This is a genomic window from uncultured Maribacter sp., from assembly GCF_947500985.1.
In the GTDB taxonomy this organism is placed as follows: Bacteria; Bacteroidota; Bacteroidia; order Flavobacteriales; family Flavobacteriaceae; genus Maribacter.
The window spans coordinates 487,917-506,494 of record NZ_CANMTX010000003.1 but is presented as its reverse complement, the minus strand read 5'-3'; the positions used below and the strand labels follow the sequence as shown (position 1 = coordinate 506,494).

16 protein-coding genes are annotated in these 18,578 nt (G+C 34.9%); 7 read left to right on the top strand and 9 right to left on the bottom strand.

The window, feature by feature from the left end:
- Nucleotides 1-47 precede the first annotated feature (47 nt).
- Nucleotides 48-491 carry a DUF1569 domain-containing protein gene (locus tag Q0871_RS08735; protein WP_299321139.1) on the bottom strand — a complete coding sequence of 148 codons (444 nt, stop codon included), beginning with the start codon at nt 489-491 and terminating at the stop codon, nt 48-50.
- Nucleotides 492-553: 62 nt separating this feature from the next.
- On the opposite strand from Q0871_RS08735, the gene radC reads away from it, so the two are divergent.
- The 6 genes from radC (at nt 554) to Q0871_RS08705 (ending at nt 6,259) form a co-directional block, all read left to right on the top strand.
- Entirely contained in the window at nt 554-1,252 is a 699-nt protein-coding gene (radC, locus tag Q0871_RS08730; protein ID WP_299321138.1) for a DNA repair protein RadC, read from the top strand.
- A 48-nt stretch (nt 1,253-1,300) separates the two neighbouring features.
- Nucleotides 1,301-2,548, top strand: coding sequence for a polysaccharide deacetylase family protein (locus tag Q0871_RS08725; RefSeq protein WP_299321137.1), 1,248 nt, complete (start codon nt 1,301-1,303; stop codon nt 2,546-2,548).
- The gene (locus Q0871_RS08720; protein WP_299321136.1) at nt 2,541-3,230 is read left to right on the top strand and encodes a YjjG family noncanonical pyrimidine nucleotidase; all 690 of its coding nucleotides are present in this window, start codon (nt 2,541-2,543) and stop codon (nt 3,228-3,230) included. Before Q0871_RS08725 ends, Q0871_RS08720 begins: the two co-directional genes overlap by 8 nt.
- 52 nt (nt 3,231-3,282) lie before the next feature.
- Nucleotides 3,283-3,828 (top strand): hypothetical protein, encoded by a 546-nt coding sequence (locus Q0871_RS08715; RefSeq protein ID WP_299321135.1) that lies wholly within the window; start codon nt 3,283-3,285, stop codon nt 3,826-3,828.
- Nucleotides 3,825-5,267, top strand: coding sequence for a DUF5723 family protein (locus tag Q0871_RS08710; protein WP_299321134.1), 1,443 nt, complete (start codon nt 3,825-3,827; stop codon nt 5,265-5,267). The genes Q0871_RS08715 and Q0871_RS08710 overlap by 4 nt, the downstream gene beginning before the upstream one ends.
- A 77-nt stretch (nt 5,268-5,344) precedes the next feature.
- Nucleotides 5,345-6,259: a hypothetical protein gene (locus Q0871_RS08705; protein ID WP_299321133.1), complete on the top strand. Its 915-nt coding sequence runs from the start codon at nt 5,345-5,347 to the stop codon at nt 6,257-6,259.
- On the opposite strand, the gene Q0871_RS08700 is transcribed toward Q0871_RS08705, so the two are convergent.
- Nucleotides 6,256-7,533 carry a replication-associated recombination protein A gene (locus Q0871_RS08700; RefSeq protein WP_299321132.1) on the bottom strand — a complete coding sequence of 426 codons (1,278 nt, stop codon included), beginning with the start codon at nt 7,531-7,533 and terminating at the stop codon, nt 6,256-6,258. The two genes, Q0871_RS08705 and Q0871_RS08700, sit on opposite strands and share 4 nt — an antisense overlap.
- Nucleotides 7,534-7,671: 138 nt before the next feature.
- Here Q0871_RS08700 and Q0871_RS08695 point away from each other — a divergent pair, with 138 nt between their 5' ends.
- Nucleotides 7,672-8,418, top strand: coding sequence for a rhomboid family intramembrane serine protease (locus Q0871_RS08695; RefSeq protein WP_299321131.1), 747 nt, complete (start codon nt 7,672-7,674; stop codon nt 8,416-8,418).
- Between the two features lie 7 nt (nt 8,419-8,425).
- Here the strand turns inward: Q0871_RS08695 and rlmB are convergent, their stop codons facing one another.
- From rlmB to Q0871_RS08660, 7 genes are all read right to left on the bottom strand, one after another.
- Nucleotides 8,426-9,160 carry a 23S rRNA (guanosine(2251)-2'-O)-methyltransferase RlmB gene (gene rlmB / locus Q0871_RS08690; protein WP_299321130.1) on the bottom strand — a complete coding sequence of 245 codons (735 nt, stop codon included), beginning with the start codon at nt 9,158-9,160 and terminating at the stop codon, nt 8,426-8,428.
- Nucleotides 9,161-9,228: 68 nt separating this feature from the next.
- A complete protein-coding gene (locus Q0871_RS08685) occupies nt 9,229-10,002 on the bottom strand; it encodes a hypothetical protein (RefSeq protein WP_299321129.1) in 774 nt (257 codons plus the stop codon).
- A 2-nt stretch (nt 10,003-10,004) separates the two neighbouring features.
- On the bottom strand, nt 10,005-10,748 hold the full coding sequence (locus tag Q0871_RS08680) for a hypothetical protein (RefSeq protein ID WP_299321128.1): 744 nt from the start codon (nt 10,746-10,748) through the stop codon (nt 10,005-10,007).
- 136 nt (nt 10,749-10,884) lie between these two features.
- Nucleotides 10,885-12,228 carry an aryl-sulfate sulfotransferase gene (locus Q0871_RS08675; protein ID WP_299321127.1) on the bottom strand — a complete coding sequence of 448 codons (1,344 nt, stop codon included), beginning with the start codon at nt 12,226-12,228 and terminating at the stop codon, nt 10,885-10,887.
- Between the two features lie 85 nt (nt 12,229-12,313).
- A complete protein-coding gene (locus Q0871_RS08670; RefSeq protein WP_299321126.1) occupies nt 12,314-13,633 on the bottom strand; it encodes a hypothetical protein in 1,320 nt (439 codons plus the stop codon).
- Between the two features lie 17 nt (nt 13,634-13,650).
- Nucleotides 13,651-15,294 (bottom strand): SusD/RagB family nutrient-binding outer membrane lipoprotein, encoded by a 1,644-nt coding sequence (locus tag Q0871_RS08665; protein ID WP_299321125.1) that lies wholly within the window; start codon nt 15,292-15,294, stop codon nt 13,651-13,653.
- Nucleotides 15,295-15,310: 16 nt separating this feature from the next.
- Nucleotides 15,311-18,547: a SusC/RagA family TonB-linked outer membrane protein gene (locus Q0871_RS08660; protein ID WP_299321123.1), complete on the bottom strand. Its 3,237-nt coding sequence runs from the start codon at nt 18,545-18,547 to the stop codon at nt 15,311-15,313.
- Between the last annotated feature and the right edge of the window lie 31 nt (nt 18,548-18,578).

Sequence of the window (18,578 nt, the reverse complement as noted above, 5' to 3'; positions counted from 1 at the left end):
CTTGAACTTGAATTTGTTTTTTTTCCAACCAACAACCAACAACCAAGTTATACCCCGAATTGTTTTAAGTGATGGTCTAAATGTTTGTACTGCACTTGACCCCATTGCTCTTTAGTAAATGGACCAAAAGCTGGGTGCGGATACCATTCTTCGCGATCACGAACTGCATAGAAATCATTCACTAAAGTTTTAAGAATTTCGTGTTCGGTACTGAATATTTTGACTTCTTTTGTTTTTAGCTGAGGTGCAGTCGGTAAATTTTTACGCCACGGTTTATCATTGTATAAAGATTTTTTAAAGAACGTTTTTACGAACCAATTTCCTTTAGAAGTATTGGGTGTATTCTTAATAGCTAATTTTAACGGGTATTGGCAATGCCAAACCATTTGCCCAACGGTCATTTTTCCCCAACCTTTCTCAGAGGTTTCAGAAAGTTGCTCAATTCTACCTTTAATTTCTTGGTATGCCTCTTCGTTTAGAATCGATTTCATGGTTGGTTTTTTAATTGATGCATAAATTTACCATAAAATAATTTGTTCTGTATCTTTAGCCAATGCACGATAAACCAACCTCGTTATCTATTAAAAATTGGTCAGATGATGATAAGCCAAGAGAAAAGCTAGTTCACAAAGGTCGTTCGGTATTATCTGATGCTGAATTGATTGCCATTTTAATAGGTTCTGGCAGTAGATCAGAAAGTGCAGTTGAACTATCTAAACGTATTTTGGCATCTGTAGATAACAACCTCAATGAATTAGGTAGACTTTCTATAAAACAGCTGATGACCTTTAAAGGTATTGGTGAAGCAAAAGCAGTAAGTATTGCAGCTGCTTTAGAAGTAGGTAGAAGAAGACGTGGAGAAGATGCCGCTAAAATTGAAAAAATAGGAAGCAGTAAAGATGTTTACGAGATTTTACAACCCTTGCTAGGCGATTTGGAACATGAAGAATTCTGGATTCTCTTTCTTAATAACTCCAACAAAGTATTGCATAAAGCACAGTTGAGTAAAGGTGGTATAACAGGTACTTTAGTAGATGTGCGTATTGTTATGAAACAGGCGTTAGAATTAGGCGCAGTAGCAATTATTTTGGCTCATAATCACCCTTCAGGTACACTAAGACCTAGTGCAGCAGATAAACAGATTACCCAGAAGATAAAAGTTGCTAGTGAAACTTTAGATATTAAAGTGTTGGATCATTTGATCATTACCCAAAAAAGTTACTATAGCTTTGCAGATGAAAAAATTCTATAGATGTTATTGATTTATACACATAAAATCACACCTCGTCTTACCTATATTATGAGGCATATCTTCGTGAATATATTAGGTATTGAACTTGATTTTACCACTAAGGTAGAGGAGTTTATAAAGCATACCGGACCAAAAATAACATATACAAAACAACCGCTACAGAACGAGTTTTTTGTTCGTAGTAACGAGTTGCTTTTTGATCAGGGCATTAATGATATTGAATTAAATATTGCAGTGTGGGAAGATGTACCTTGTTTTTTTCAAGCAGGAGAGCGTAGTAACCTACCGTTTGATATTTTTGCCGCTAGTTTTTTTCTACTTTCAAGGTATGAAGAATACTTGCCGCATGTAAAGGATATTCATGGTAGATTTTCACCGAAAGATAGTATCGCTTTTCAAAATGGATTCCTTCAAAAACCAGTTGTAGATATTTGGGCTCTTAAATTATTGGATGCGCTAAAAGAGCGTTTTCCAGATTTGGAACATAAGGGTAAAACGTATGATTTTGTTTCTGTAATTGATGTGGCAACTTCACATTGCTATGCTAATAGGGGTGTAATTCGTGGCTTGGCGGGCATGCTAATGGACATAGCTACATTTAAGCTTAAAAGAGTTTATGACCGTATAGCGGTAGGTTTAAACAGGCAGAAAGATCCTTATGATAATTATGCTGAATTAATTGCCCTGCACAAAAAATATAGTGTAAAGTGTAATTTCTTCTTTCAATATGCAGATTATTCTAAGTACGATAAAAATGTATCTACTAATAGTATTAAATTTAAGTCACTTATAAAATATGTAGCTGATTATGTGCCGGTATCATTGGCAGCTAGCTATAGTTCATTTTCTGATCTAGAACTCTTAAAGAAAGAGAAAGCCAATTTAGAAGTGGTCATTAACAGACCTGTAAATAATTGTAAAATGCGGTACAATAGAGTCGATGTACCTCAAACCTACCGTAATCTCATTGCGGCAGAATTTACCAATGACTACACTATGGGGTATACCTTTGAACTTGGTTTTAGGGCAGGTACCTGTACACCATTTCAGTTTTATGATGTTCCGCTAGAAGTAAAGCAGCCTATAAAAGTGCATCCGTTTGCAATTCATGATATATCGCTTTCAAAAATTAAGAAAGATCAAGAAGTATTACGTCAGGTACAATTGATCTCTAATGAGGTTAGAGAAGTTAATGGTACGCTTATAACGATGTTCTCTAATGAAGTCTTAGGTAATAAAGATGATAGAGATTGGATGAATGTGTACACCGAAGTAATAAAACAACAACATGTTTGAAAATAAAGTAACAGATGTATTTTTTGATTTAGATCATACCTTGTGGGATTTTGATAAAAACTCGGCGCTAACTTTTGAAAAAATATTCAACGATCATAAAGTAGGTGTAGAATTACAAGATTTTCTAGAGGTGTACGTGCCTACAAACTTGAAGTTTTGGAAATTGTTTAGAGAAGAGAAAATAACAAAATCTGAATTGCGGTATCAGCGACTAAAATCGGTTTTTGATACTATGGGGCATCCTGCTACAGATGATCTCATCCATTTATTATCCGAAGAATATATTAATCATTTATCATCATTTAATACCCTTTTTCCTAATGCTATTGAGGTGTTAGATTATTTACAACCTAAATATAAACTGCACATCATTACCAACGGTTTTCAAGAAGTTCAAGATAAGAAGCTTAGAAACTCTGGTATTCACAGCTATTTTGATCAGATTATTGACTCTGAAATGGCTGGAGCTAAAAAACCGAATCCGGTTATCTTTAATTTGGCTTTAAATAGAGCTGGTGTAGTGCCAGAAAAGTCAATAATGATCGGTGATAGCTTAGAAGCAGATATTTTGGGTGCGAAATCTTTAGGTTTTCATACCATACACTTTAATGCGCACAAAGAGGAAATTCACAATATAGCTCCTATAATTTACGATTTGCAAGAAATAAAATCCCTTTTATAGAGTTACTGTTATTATAGATTGCTGTCTATATGTAATAAACTTTGAAGAGGTGATGAAAGGGGTACGTTTTCTGTTATTGGCTTTGGTAGGTTTTCTACTGGTTATCTCTTGTTCTGAAGAGCAAGATTTTGATCAGATAGATGATTTAGCCATTACCCCAAGTTATGAAGCTAGCATCTTCTATGTCAAAGCACAAGAAACTTTAATTAATAGAGTAGAGGGTCTAAACTTTTATACCCAAGATTTTAATTTTGATGCCTTTGAGGAACCCTTCTTTGCAGAAAGGGTATTGTCTGGTGTTATAACCTATGAGTTAGAGAATACTACCAGTAAGCCTATTGAAATTAGACTTGAATTTTTAGATGAAGCCGAAAACGTTATAGATACTGAAGTTTTTAGTATGGATGCCGCACCTACGGCTATTCTACAAAGAGATGTGGCATATGGCGCTACAGGTAAAAGCCTCGATATTATAAAAGCGACCTCAGAAGTAAGGCTAACAGCGATAAACTTAGGTGATAATAGTAGTTCTTCAAGTTTGCCAGATCCCGCAATAGTGCTTCGTTCTAGCGCACAATTTACTTTAGACATACGATGAGATTATGCCATTGCTTTTTTATAGCTGGCGTATTGCTTACTTTGAGTTTAAAATCTCAGAATAAGCAAATTCTTTATGACTTTAATGAAATACCACAATCACTATCTGTAAACCCTGGTGTAGAATCTGATTTTAAATGGTACGCAGGTGTACCTTTATTATCTGGTATTTCTGGTTATGGGGGCTCTAACGCAATTTCTATACATGATATTTTCGCTAATGACGGGGTAGATATCAATATAAAATTTAGGGAGCGGGCTTTAGATGTGCTTACACCTAATGATGAGTTGAGTACTACGATACAAATGGAATATTTGAGTGGCGGATTCAGAAGTGAGAATCCGAATATATTCTACTCCTTTGGGGGGTATCTTGAGTTTGATAATATAGGCTACTGGCCTCAAGATCTTGCATACCTAATATATGACGGTAATGCAGATCAATTGGGTAGAAGTTACGATTTGGGCGATTTAAAAGTTCGTGGTTCTTTGGTGAATGTTTTTCATTTCGGTATCAATAAAAAAATAGACCGTAATTTAACGGTTGGCGCAAGAGGTAAATTATATTCAGCAATTGCAGATTACAGCTCTTCAACTAACAACGGTCATTTACGTAGTGTAGCGGGTCAGAATAATAGAATTGCAACGAATTTAAATGCTGATTTACTTTTACGAACATCAGGTCTCCGTGCTTTGAGAGACGCAAATGATTCTGAAACTTTAGGTAATGAAATCATTAGCCGTGCCCTTTTTGGTGGTGATCTTGGTTTAGGTCTAGATCTTGGTTTTACCTATCATTTGTCTGAACGTACTACGGTAACGGGTAGTTTATTAGATGTAGGATTTATCTATCATTCTGGTGATACAAAAAGTTATAGTCTAAATGGGAACACAACAGTTGAAGGTATTGAAATAGATATACTAGATAATTTTGCGAGTCTTGATCGAGATTTTTGGCAAGATTTAGTTGATGAGGTAGAAGTTGCCGTACCGTTTGAAACAGATACCCAAAGCTATGTTTCGTTTAGACCTACAAAAATGTACGCATCGATTAGAAATGATTTCGGTGAGTTTGTAGGTAACGGTGGGTCTCAAAGTTGCGATTGTACAGCCGGATCTTCTGGTGGTGGCGAATTGCGTACCAAGTATCGAAATTCTGTGGGTGGGCAACTTTATATGATCAACCGACCAAGAGGACCGCAAATGGCACTGACCGGTTTTTATACTCGTAGAATAGGTAATGTTTTAGCACTTAAGGGAACATATACCATAGATAAATTTAGTTCTACCAATATAGGTTTAGGAATGAACCTGCAAGCCGGACCTGTCAACCTTTATCTAATGGCAGATAACTTATTATCTTATAATAATATAGCGGCCACGAACTACGCTTCATTTCAATTCGGATTGAATATTATTTCTTGGGGGCGTAATAAGTAGCATATCTTCTTCGCGGGTTTTTATTTTTTTGGCATGCTTTTTTCATATATTACCGTGAATTTAAAATTTACAACGTTTTGAAAATAGTTATCGCCTTAGTATTCACTTTTATAGGATTTTCTTCATTCGCACAAACTAATTTAGATGATTATAAATATATCATCGTACCTAAAAAGTTTGATGCTTTTAAAAATATGAACGAACACCAAACAAGTACGTTGGTAAAACATCTGTTTACCGGTAAAGGTTTTGTTGCGGTATATGACGATCAATTGCCCGAAGATTTGAAATTTAATAGATGTTTAGGTGTATTGGCAGATTTGCAAGATGACAGTAGTATGTTTTCTACAAAAACTACTATCAACTTAAAAGATTGTAATGATAAAATCGTTTTTAGTACCATGGAGGGCATCAGCAAAGAAAAGGAATATAAAGTAGCCTATAATGAAGCTATTAGAGAGTCTATGCGCTCATTTAATGGCATGAATTATAGTTACACAGTCAAAGACAAAAAAGACAAGGCTGTTACCGTTAATTTTAGAAATGACGTTAAAAAGCTTGATGAGTCTAAAGCTAGTAAAGCTCTAGAGGCAGAAAAAGCAGCAGAAAAAGCAGCAGAAGAAGTAAATGTAAAAAGAGCGCCAAACGTAATTTCTGAAGAAACGGAGAAAACTCAGTATTTTAAAGATAATACACCCGTTGAGTCGAACATTAAAAAGACAGAAACTCAGAAGCCTGGTTTCAAAAGTCTAGAAGTTAAGAAGCCTTCACCTGCAGCTATGTTGTATGCTCAGGCAACAGATAATGGATATCAGTTGGTAGATAGTTCGCCTAAGGTTAGAATGAATTTATTAAAAAGCTCAACTGATAATGTCTTTATAGCAAAAACAGATACTAAAAATGGTATGGTGTACCAAAAAGATGGAAATTGGATTTTTGAATACTATGAAAATGAGAAACTAGTTCAAGAAGAACTGAATATTAAATTCTAAAAGTTATATTTCGCCTTCCACCTATTTTTTAGAAAATCGCTAAGGGCTTTTTCTCTTGTATTATTCCCAGGTTTATAGAATGTTGTACCCTTAATTTCATCGGGTAGAAACTCGGCATCTACAAAGTTGTTCTGGTAGTCATGGGCATATTTATATTCTTGTCCGTACCCCAAATCCTTCATTAATTTGGTAGGTGCATTTCTTAGCGGTAATGGTACGGTCAGATTCCCGGTTTGTTTTACAGCTTGTTGTGCTTTACCAATTGCCATATAACTCGCGTTACTTTTTGCTGAGGTTGCAAGGTAAATAGCACATTGACTTAACACTATACGCGCTTCTGGGTAACCAATGGCAGTAACTGCTTGAAATGTGGTATTTGCCATGACTAAAGCAGTTGGGTTTGCTAAACCAATATCTTCAGATGCAGAAATGAGCATTCTACGTGCAATGAATTTTACATCTTCACCACCTTCGATCATTCGTGCCAACCAATATACAGCTCCATTGGGGTCACTACCTCTAATAGATTTTATAAAAGCCGAGATAATATCATAATGTTGCTCACCTGTTTTATCATATAACATCGTATTCTTCTGAACTTTAGATAATACTAATTCGTTGGTGATGACGATATTGTCACCTGCTTCAGAATTGACTACGAGCTCAAAAATATTCAGTAATTTTCTACCGTCACCTCCAGATAAACGTAACAAAGCTTCTGTTTCTTTAAGTTCGATTATTTTAGACTTTAACAATGTGTCTTTCTCCATTGCCCTTTTTATAAGGTTTTCTAAATCCTCTTTTCCGAAGGCATTTAAAACATACACTTGACAACGAGAGAGTAGTGCAGGTATAACCTCAAAACTTGGGTTTTCTGTAGTAGCTCCAATTAATGTTACCCAACCTTTTTCAACAGCTGCCAAAAGAGAATCTTGTTGAGATTTACTGAATCGATGTATCTCATCAATAAATAAAATGGGGTTTTTAGCAGTGAATAATCCGCCAGCTTGTTTTGCTTTATCGATTACTTCTCTAATATCTTTTACACCGCTATTTATGGCGCTTAAAATATAAAAAGGTCTTTTGCTCTGCTCTGCAATGATGTTGGCCAATGTTGTTTTACCGGTACCAGGAGGTCCCCAAAGTATTAATGACGGAATAATACCCTTTTTAATTTGATGCGTAAGCGAACCCTTTTCACCTACCAGATGGTGTTGACTAATATATTCGTCTAATGTTTTAGGTCGTACGCGTTCTGCTAAAGGTTCATTCATAGTACAAAAGTATACTAAACTACAATGAGAATAAAAAAGTTGCGTGCCAATTGATAGTTAAGTAAGGTTTGGAATGACAATATGACCAATTTGTAAACGTTGGTAGTATAATTGTTATTCTAATACAAAATTAAGCTCATGTCTGAAATGGGACATTATAAATTTTCTAACAAAGTAGTTGCTATTCCACTATTAGCAATGATTTTGATATGGGGCGTATATTGGTTAGAATTGACTTTAGGGGTGAATTTTAATGAATTTGGGGTAATGCCCAGAACAAAACTTGGCTTACGAGGAATTGTACTGAGTCCGTTTATTCATGGTTCTTTAGAGCACTTATATAACAATACTATTTCATTAGCAATTCTACTAGCTGCCTTGTGGTACTTTTATAGAGATGTTGCTTGGAAGGTGGTTTTGTACGGAATAGTATTATCAGGATTTTTAACATGGATGATTGGTCGCACATCTTATCACATTGGTGTTAGTGGACTAATTTATGTTCTAGCCAGCTTTATTTTTTTTAAAGGAATATTTAGCTCTTATTTCAGGTTGGTAGCACTTTCTTTAATTGTTGTTTTTATATATGGAAGCATGCTTTGGTACATATTTCCAGTAAAAGAGGGAATGTCTTGGGAAGGACATTTAGGAGGTTTCTTAACCGGATTGTTTTTAGCTAAAGTCGTTAAAGCACGTATTCCACCAACCAAAAAATATGAATGGGAAAAGGAAGGCTTTAAAGAGGAAGACGACCTATTCTTGCAACATTTTGATGAAAACGGAAACTTTAGAGAATTACCCACAGAAGAAGATATCGATGAAGAAAGTAGTTTTAAAATTAACTACATCTTTAAAGAAAATTCCGAAAATGAATCTAAAATGTAATGTTGAATTACAAACGTTGGCGAACTGCTTCGTACAAAAACACGGCACAAGCAACAGAAACATTCAATGATTCTATTTCACCAAGTAACGGTAGCTTAGCTCTATAATCTGAAGCTTTTAAAATAGAAGGTGTAATACCACGATCTTCAGCACCCATAACAATAGCTATAGAATCAGTAAAAGGAACATCATAAACAGAATCATCTGTTTTCTCTGTAGCCGATACTATTTTAATATCTGATGCTTGTAAATAGAAAACAGCATCTTTTAAATGATCAACTTTTGCTATTGGCACTCTATAAGCTGCACCAGCAGAAGTTTTTATAGTATCTGCAGTTACTGGAGCGGCACCTTTCTTTTGAACGATAATGCCATCAACACCTGTACATTCTGCTGTTCTAATAATAGCACCAAAATTTCGTACATCAGATAGTTGATCCAGTAATAAAAATAAAGCCGGACCTTCTTTTGTATTTGCCTTTTCAACCAAATCTTCAAGGGTATGAAATGCGATTGGGGAAATGTTAGCAACGGCACCTTGGTGGTTGCTTTTTGTTAGTCTGTTCAACTTTTCAATAGGCACATACACCATATTGATTTCATTACGACGCAATAAACCTTCCAATTCTTTCATAAGATCTCCTTTAAGACCTTTTTGTAGAAATACCTTGTCTATCTCTTCATTTGAATTGACAGCTTCTATAATGGCTCTTAAGCCATAAATTTGAGTGGTTTTTTGCATGGGGCAAAGGTAAATAAAAACCGCCCAACAATTGTTGGGCGGTTTTAAATATTAAATCTTTAATGAATTTAAAAATCAGTTCTCTTTTCAAGAGATTTGTATAAGTCGGTTAAATCTTCCTTATCATTTAAGTTATAGTCTTTTGACTTCAATAATTCCTTAATCTCGATTAAATCATCATTGGAAAAAATCTTTAAAAATTTAGATTTTTTAAAAGGTATTTCCTTAATGATGTCTTCATTTTTATCTTTGTAAAAGTATTCCTTATAGGTTGTGAATTTACTTGGTATGGGATTGACCATGGAGTTTTCAGCAGGTTTACCCTCTTTAAATTTTACAAAATATCTTTCATACAATTTATATTTATCTCCCGAGTAAAATAACTTAACATAACCTTCTTCAATTTTTTGATTTTTTGAAAGCATTGAGGTGTAAACATAATAATCACCATTCGTTTCCAATGAAACTAACGGGTCTTTAATTAGTGCCTCCATTTTTTCTTCAGGAAGCAAAGTTTTTTTCAATTCAACCTCTTGGTTATATGCGTTAAATCGATAATAATAATCTCCTAAAATTTCATTATTATAAATTACTTTTCCTTTTTCGTATTCTTCATTTTCAAAAGGACTGCCTAATGTTGAGCCTACATCATATTTAATTTCATCGCTGCTATTTCTTACTTTCTGAAATAGTTCTTGCATCATTGGTGTCTTTTTCTGAAAGTTAGAATAGATATTATTTTCTGCAAATGTTGTTCCTGTTGGTGCTTCGGTAAATACCTGAGAATAACAGTATGTTTGTATCGTTACGATAAAACAAATAAGCATATAGTACTTCTTCATAATTATATAGTATTTAAGTATTTAAAAGTTTGAATTAAATCTTCTTCGTTAACTAAATTAATGTTTTTTTCCTGAATGAAAGTTTTAAGTTGCTCTCGTACCTCTTTTTTAAATTGTTTTAAGAATTTACCATTTTGTGACGGAAGGAAATCTATTCTGTTAATACCTTCTTGTTGAAAGTAATATTCTTCAAAGTGAGCAAATCTACTTGGTATATCTGATACCATAGAATTGGCTGCAGCCTTTCCTTCAGAGTATTTAACGGCTAGCCTGTGATAAAGCTTGTATTTTTTTTCGTCATAAATGAGAGAAAGATAACCGTTCTTAGTTTCATTTTTTTTATTTATATAAGTAGTGAAACGTAATTCTTTATTTAAGTATTTTACTCTTACCTGTTTATCTGCATAAAGTTGTTTTGGCTCTTCTTCGGTAGATGAAGTTTTTTTAATTTCTATTATACTGTTTAGGGCATTATATCGAACATAATACTCGCCTTGAGATTCTTCACCATAAAACAATGAACTTTTTATGAAATTAGGAGTCGAGTACGGGGATCCTACAACTTCGCCCAGGTCTTTTTGTTGCTGGTTATTTCTTAAGTCCATCATTACTAAATTTAACATAGGACTACCTCCTCTGGCATTGCTAAACATATCTGCTTCTGAGGTTGGGGCTGTACTTAAATTTTGTGATTGACAAATTTGACAAAATAATAATACAGTAATCGATAAAAAAAAATTCTTCATTGTCATTGATATTGGTTCATGAAATTTACTTATAAGTTGGGAACTTTTTTGTGATTTTTTGATAATTAATAGGTTGGAATATTATAAAGTAAATAATTTGAAGTCGATAATTTATCAAAATATATCTTAGATATAATTATTGTAGTAGATCTAAAATTGTAGGGTCATTTTTGCTGAAACTATAACCTCTCCAGTAGAAACCATCACCTGTAAATTTCCAAACCACTTCTTTGTCTTTAGTAACTTCCCAAAGACCAAAATCACCTTCGGTAATTAATATATTGTCATTTGGTAGTTTTACTGCGCCAGAAACTCTAGGTGCATACAAGTCGGGATCTGTGAATTGCCAAATTATTTCAGGTTCATTATCAATGTTTGGTTCAAGTATTAAGTTTGTGGGTAGTTTTAACTCATAAACTATTGATTGGTTTAAATCAGATCCATTTGAAAAAATCAATATATTTTCGAAATTGCCATCTGCAAGTAAATTTGGATAATGGTTATTGTTGAATAGTCTATCTCCTACATTATTTTTATATGCAGAGGGATTTCCAAACCTATAAACAAGGTCTCCACCAATATTATAGTTTCCTCCAGAGTGAGAAGATGATTCTAATACAGTTGTACTGTGGTCAATTACCCAAACTTCACTATAAAAATTTACACTTACATAGATAAGGTCTTTAATTGGATCATAAGCTATTCCATTTGCATGGGTTATATCACCACTTTCTAGTTGGGTGTAGTTGATATCTATTAATTGCGGATTTTGACTTACAATACCATAATTTCCTTTGGTATTGTCAAAGTCTTGTATGGTATGATCCCACATATGCCATTGCCATTCAATTTCATTAGAATTTGGATTTACTTCTATAATACCGTCTGGAAACAATTCAATATCCATTTTATAACCAAAAGAATTGGCTTCTTCTGCAGTTCTTCTTTCCCAAGTTAAAATAATGATGTTTCCGTTTGGTAACATTTCAGCGTCATGATGCAATACTTCATTCTCAGTAGAATATACGTATGACCAATCTATGTTACCGAATTTATCAAGTAGCTGAATTTTGCCACCTGTACCACCCAGTTGAATTTTGGGATCTTCAGATTCAGTCATGGTCAGCAATTGTCCATTAGGAAGAAGTTCACAATCATTTCCTAAATTACCACCATTAAGATTCCATTGGTGTAATACTTCAGCATTTTTATTCATTAAATAAACGAAGTTGTTACCAGCGTCATTGATTAAGATGTAGTTGTCATCAATTAAATCCTTGTTGAATGTTTCTATTGTACCCGCAATATTACCAATAGGATTGGGATTAATTGACTGGGTTATTTCTTCTTCTTCTTCTTCTTCTTCTTCAAAAGTATTATCATCTTCTAAAACCATTTCCTGTAACTCTTCATTAATCGAATCGTTGTTACATGAACAATTGAAAATTATAATTAAGAATATAATTAATAGTCGTTTCATCAAAATAGTATTTTTTAGTTACTAATATAACTAAAAAAGGTCACCCTTAGGGTGACCTTTAGATTCAATAAAATATAGTTGGCTTTTATTCACAAACTTTTAATTCAACTTCTCTGGCTACTGCCGGTGCTGAATTATCTCTTTCAAAAGGACCTCCAATGGCTGCTTTTTGACCATTAGGATCAATTATTTCATAAACATGCTCATCTTCCCATAAACCATTAGTATATGTCACAACTAATGATGTAGCACCTTCAGGCACAGTAAAAGTTCCTGTAGAAGTTTCTCCAGTCTCAATAGTAAATATTTGTTCTTCACCACCATCTATAGAAACAGCTATGAATGCACCGTCCCAACCGTCACCATATAAATCGGTCAAGTTAACTGTATATTCACCAGCGAAAGGCGCATCTGCATTAAGTTGAACACATTCTGAAGTAATCACAGAATAAAAATATTCAGTATCATTTTCATCCGTAGTAACAATTCTACCATCTACAGTAATAATTTCATAACGTAGTTGAATGTCATCACCAACAGATAAATCTGTGATTACCACATCATCACCTAATAAGTCGGCTAATGAATAATCTAACTCAAGTACTTTTGCACCTTCTTCTAACGAAAGGTCCGCAATCTCAAAGGTCTCAAACAAAGCTTCATCCTCAGATAAATCAACAGCATCTTCACCTATAGTTAAATCTCTAAAAGTACGGTAGATGTTCAATGTTTGTAGTAAACTACCATCACTGTCATCATCTATTGAAATAGAAACTTCATAATCTTCGTTAATAGCACCTTCAGAAAGATCGATTTCATCGGAAGTGTTAACTTCATAATCAAACTCGATACCATCATCTATAAGTAAAGTATATGCAAAAGGAGAAGCAAAGAAAGATCCACCGGTTACAGTTGTTGCTGCATCAGCAGCTTTAAAAGACCTGCCATCTGTGAAAAATAATTCTAAATTAATGGCAATTCTATCTCCTGGTAAAACCGATTCGATATCAACTCCCAAAGTAGCTAAAGCTTCTTCCATAGTGTATGCAAAATCAGCTGCTGGCAAACCTCTATCATTAATAGTGAAATCGCTTGCCGCTAAAGTGGCAAAGGCAACACCTAATGTGGAGTCATCCGCTAATTCAGTGTTATTGTCAACAAAGTCTACCGTTATGTCAACTCTATCGATTAATTCTCCATTAGTTTCGTCCTGTTCCTCGATATTTATGGAAAACGTGTTTTCTGTTCTAAACATGTCAAAAGAACCATCAGAATCTATAGTCCGAAGCACGGCTCCTGAAGTAAAGGTTTCTAACACGTCATCTATCACCTTGTCATCACTCTCGCAAGAAACTGCAAGTGCTAAACAAGTTATAGCTATTGTATATAAATTTATTTTTTTCATTATCTCGAATTTTAGAATTAGTTAGCAACTGGAAAAGTTGGAAAGGCTGAATTTGTATCCCAAAATACTTGTTCGGCAACACCTGGCTTTTGAACTATAAATTGATTAGCACTCGAAGCACTTGCAGGGTAGAAGAAAGATCTAATAAAAGCTCCTGGATCCGGCTCTAAATTTGGTTCTAAATCCGTTGGATATCCAGTTCTTCTATAAAAATTAAATCCATCATGCCCGTTACCTTTTAAGGATATGAAGAATTGATCGGCTATTACGTTTAACTTTTCTTCTTCACTTTCAGCGTCATCAAACTCAGCGCCAACTAAAGCAATAAAAGTTGAGATGTCTGCTGCAGTGGGTCCTACTGATAAGTCAGCATTTGCATCAAGTGATCCAAAAGCACTTACTTTGGCAATAGACTTTTGTACTGCTGAGATCAAGAATGGCCTTGCTGATTCGATATTAGTATTGGCTGATACTTCTGCTCTCCAAAAATCTACTGTAGAAGATAAAAGCATAGGTGTAATACCTGCACCACCGCCACCTGATCCAAGTGAAATTTCTCCAAAGCTGTCATCATCGTATTGACCTGCATCTGGATATACTCCTGGAACTGTTCTCAAAAGACCATCTGGAGGTGTACCTTCATCGTTACCGTGATTTCTGCCCCAGTATCCGTTAGGAAGTGAACAATAAGCGTAGCCACCGGAAATGTACTGTGCAGGTGCTGTAGTTAATGAACAAGCTAAAGTTTCTTCATTCGGTGCAACTCCTGGTGCTCCTGGTGTGGTTGCACTTTGTCTATAGTAATAGAATCTGATTCTAGGATCATTAGTTGTCTGCATAATATCCATTAACCAAATAGACATATAATCAGCACCACCTTGATCTGTATAATTCTGACCATAATCAGGATGACGTGTATCTGGCTGAACAGCGTTTGATCCCCAAGTAAATTGAAAATCTTCTGAAGCATCTTGTATATAATTTCCAGAGGAAATAATACTGTTAAAAGCTGCAGTATTCCCAAGATTTAGATATATACGTAATTTAAGGGTATTACTAGCCTTGATCCATGCAGTTGCATCTCCATCATAGTAAAAATCAATTGCTGGATTTGCCGTAGACGTTCTTCCGAAATTGGCAATAGCTTCATCCAAAAGAGTTAAAGAAGCAGAATAAATATCTGCACCCGGATCTAGTTTTGGATTTAGTATGTCTGGAGCTTGAAATGCCTCTGAGTAAGGAACGTCACCAAAATAATCAACAAGAAGTGTCATGGTGTATGCTTCCATTACCTGCCCCATTCCGATATGATAGAATAATTCTGCCTCTTCGGCCAAAACATTCATGTCTCGAATGTTTTTAATTGTTTCTTGATAGGCTCTTTCCCAAGCGGTATCAAAATTTGACGGAGAATAAGCACTTTGGTAAATTCTAGTACCCATATTCTCTATTCTAACAACTTCTGAGCCATCCTCACCTAATTCTTCAACTACTTCTGCAAATCTTTGCTGAGCAGCGTTCAAATAAAAGTCGGGATCTGCCTGACTTGGTGTCAGTGCGTTTGGATTTTCTGTCAAATCCAGTTCTGTTGTTTCACAGGAGTTAAATAGTGCTCCAGTGGCAAAAACAACAGCGATGTATTTAATTATTTTTTTCATCATCAATAATTTTTTTTAATTAAAATGTTGCTTTAACACTCAATCCATATCTTTTAGAACTAGGACCGTTCAGGTAGTCAAATCCAGTACCGTTACCAACACCAACACCTGCTACGTTAGGGTCGAAATTAGTTCCGTCTGGAATGTTAATGGCATTATACCATAAGTTAAATCCAGAAAGTGTAAAGCTTAGACTTCCAAATGGAGTCTTATCCAAAAATTTAGAAGGTAAAGAATACCCTAATGATATCTCTTGTAATCTAATTACTGAGGCATCATAGATACCTAATTCATCTGGACCAAATAAAATGTTATTAAAATAGAAGGTAGAGTTGTTGATTTGTTGTGTGTTAGGACTACCGTCTGCTAGAACACCTGGTAAAATGAAAGTGTTTTCACGATCTACGGTATCCGTTGTCAAACCACGTCCTAATAGGGTAGAAACAGTTCTACTATATATATCACCACCTTGTGTGTAATTTAATAAGAAATTAAATGAAAAGTTTTTGAATTGCATTGAATTACTAATGTTTAAAGACCAATCTGCATTAGGGTTTCCTATTACAAAAGTTCCTTCTTCTTCAACGTAATCACCAGCATCATTGACTAAAAATTCTCCGCTTTCCGAACGTTGAATTCTACTACCAACGATTACACCTAATTGCTCTCCAACGATTGCTGCGTTTCCTAAATTCGTAAATCCAGAATATACAACAATATCGGTGTCAGTTCCTAAGTCTGTTACTTCAGAGTCATTGGTGGTCCAATTGGCATTTACATTCCAATTGAATCCTCCCTCTTGTTCTGATCTAAAAAGTGCAAGGGTTGCATCCAATTCAACACCATTGGATTTTATTTCTCCAATGTTAGTCTGTGTATCTGTAAAACCGGTTGACGGATCTAAAGGTCTATTAATAATCAAATCTGTTGTTGTTCTGTCGTAATAGGAAACATCTAAAGATAATCTGTTATTAAAAAATCTAGATTCTATACCTACTTCGATTTCAGATAGTAATTCTGGTTTTAACAATGGATTACCTAAGTCATCTGCACTAGTATTAGCAACTACATCTTGACCTGATCCATTTTGAAAAAATTGAGTATCTAGATCTAGAGTAGAGGCTACAGGATATTCCGTAGGAAAGTTTGCTGATGTACCATATCCAGCTCTTAATTTAATATAATTAATTCCGTTTTGACTTTGTAAGCCTGGAAATATCTTCGTTGGTATGATTGATACACTTGCACTTGGATAAAAGATTGAGTTATTTTCGCTTGAAAGGTTTGAAACATAATCATTTCTACCAGAAAGTGTTAAGTATGCCATTCTATCATAATCAAAATCTAATTGACCGTATAAACCAACTATATTTCTTTCCGTAAAAAATTGAATTTCATCTTGTAGACCGAAGTTAAAGTGTCTTAATACTCCGAATACATTTTGTCCAGAACTAGCAACTCCATTTTGGTCAAATACTTCCCTTCTTGAGGTAGCACCTGTGTTAAAGGAAAAACCTACTTTTTCTGAAAGTTCATATTGCCCGGTCAGAATAAGGTTGTGGTCTAGTATGGTGTTCGTATTGTTCCAAGTTTGTAATATACCACTCTGTGTAGCAACACTACCGCCTACACCACCTTTATTCTGAGAATTGATATTGTTTTCAGAATATACATCTAAACCAAATCTGTAAGTAAGACTTAAATTGTCATTAACTGTATATTGTAATGCAGCATTACCAAATACACGGTTAGTAATTTGTTGTGTTACTGCGTTGTTAATAGTCCATAAAGGATGTTGTATACTATTGTTTTGACGATAATAAACACTACTTCCGTCAATTGGACTTTCGTATGGTAAACCTAAAATATCGATACTTCGAGGTGTATAAAATAAGTTCGCAAATACCGATGAGCCATCACCAAAAACACTGTTACCTGTACTAGCGGCAACTGGTGGTGATTTGAAATTGGTATTAGAGAAGTTCATTGTACCGGATACTGTAAATTTATTTGATAAAATAGCTCTACCACCCATACCTAAAGTATACCTCTGTAAATTGTTTCCTGGTGTAAAACCTTCATCATCTAGATGACCAAAATTTGCATTGTATGAAACTTTTCCGTCCTCAGAGGAACCGTTAAAGTTAACAGAATTGGTTTTTACCACACCTGTTCTAAAAAAGTTTTCAACACTATCATAAGGTTTCCAATCATAACGCGCTCCTTGTAATTCAGGAAAAGCTGCTTGAATTGCAGAGGTTGACGTAGAATATGGATGTGCTAAAGTTCCGTTTTCATCTATCGCAGATTGATTTCCCCAACCGGAAATACCATCTTCATTAAAACTTGGTCCCCAGTTACTAAAGAACCAACCAAAAGCTTGATCGAAACCATTACCGTACTCATCTTGGTAATCCGGTAAGGATGCAATTTCATTAAAGAATAAAGAACTACTAACTGTAATTTCATTCTTTTTAACACCACCTGTTCCAGGCGCACCGTTTTTTGTTGTAATCAATATTACACCATTACGACCAGCGGTACCATATAATGTTGCGGCAGCAAGACCTTTTAATACATTTACACTAGCGATGTTGTTAGGGTCCAAGTCCAAGAATCTACTTGATCCGTTGTTACCGTCAACAAAACTACTGTCATCACCATTACGTGCCTGTCCATTTGTTCCACTGTCAAAAGGAACACCATCAACAATAAATAAAGGTTGGTTACTTCCACTAAAGCTACTAAGCCCTCTAATTACGATACTAGTTCCAGAACCTGAAAGACCACTTTGAGATGTAATGTTTACACCAGATGCTTTACCTGAAAGAATTCTACCAACGTCTCCGTCAGCTCTATTTTCAAGTTGTTCTTCACTAACTTCCGAAACGGCATATCCTAATGCCTGCTTTGACTTTTTAATACCTTGGGCTGTAACAACTACTTCCTCCAGTGCCTGAGCATCTTCTTGCATTACTACATTAACAGTGCTTGATGCGCCAACTGCTTGGCGAACTGCTTTTTGTCCAATGTAGGTAAATAACAATGTTTGACCTTGAGAGGCCGAAATAGTAAAGTTACCATCAAAATCCGATTGTGTACCGGTTGTGGTACCCTCGACTACAATGTTAACTCCGGGCAAAGGAAGCCCTCCCTGATCAGTAACCGTACCGGATACTGGTTTTTGTTGTGCAAAAGAAATATGCACAACTAACGCTAAAAGTAACGTTAACAATCCATTTAGTTTTGTTCTCATTTTTAAATTATTTGAATTAGCTAGCGACAAA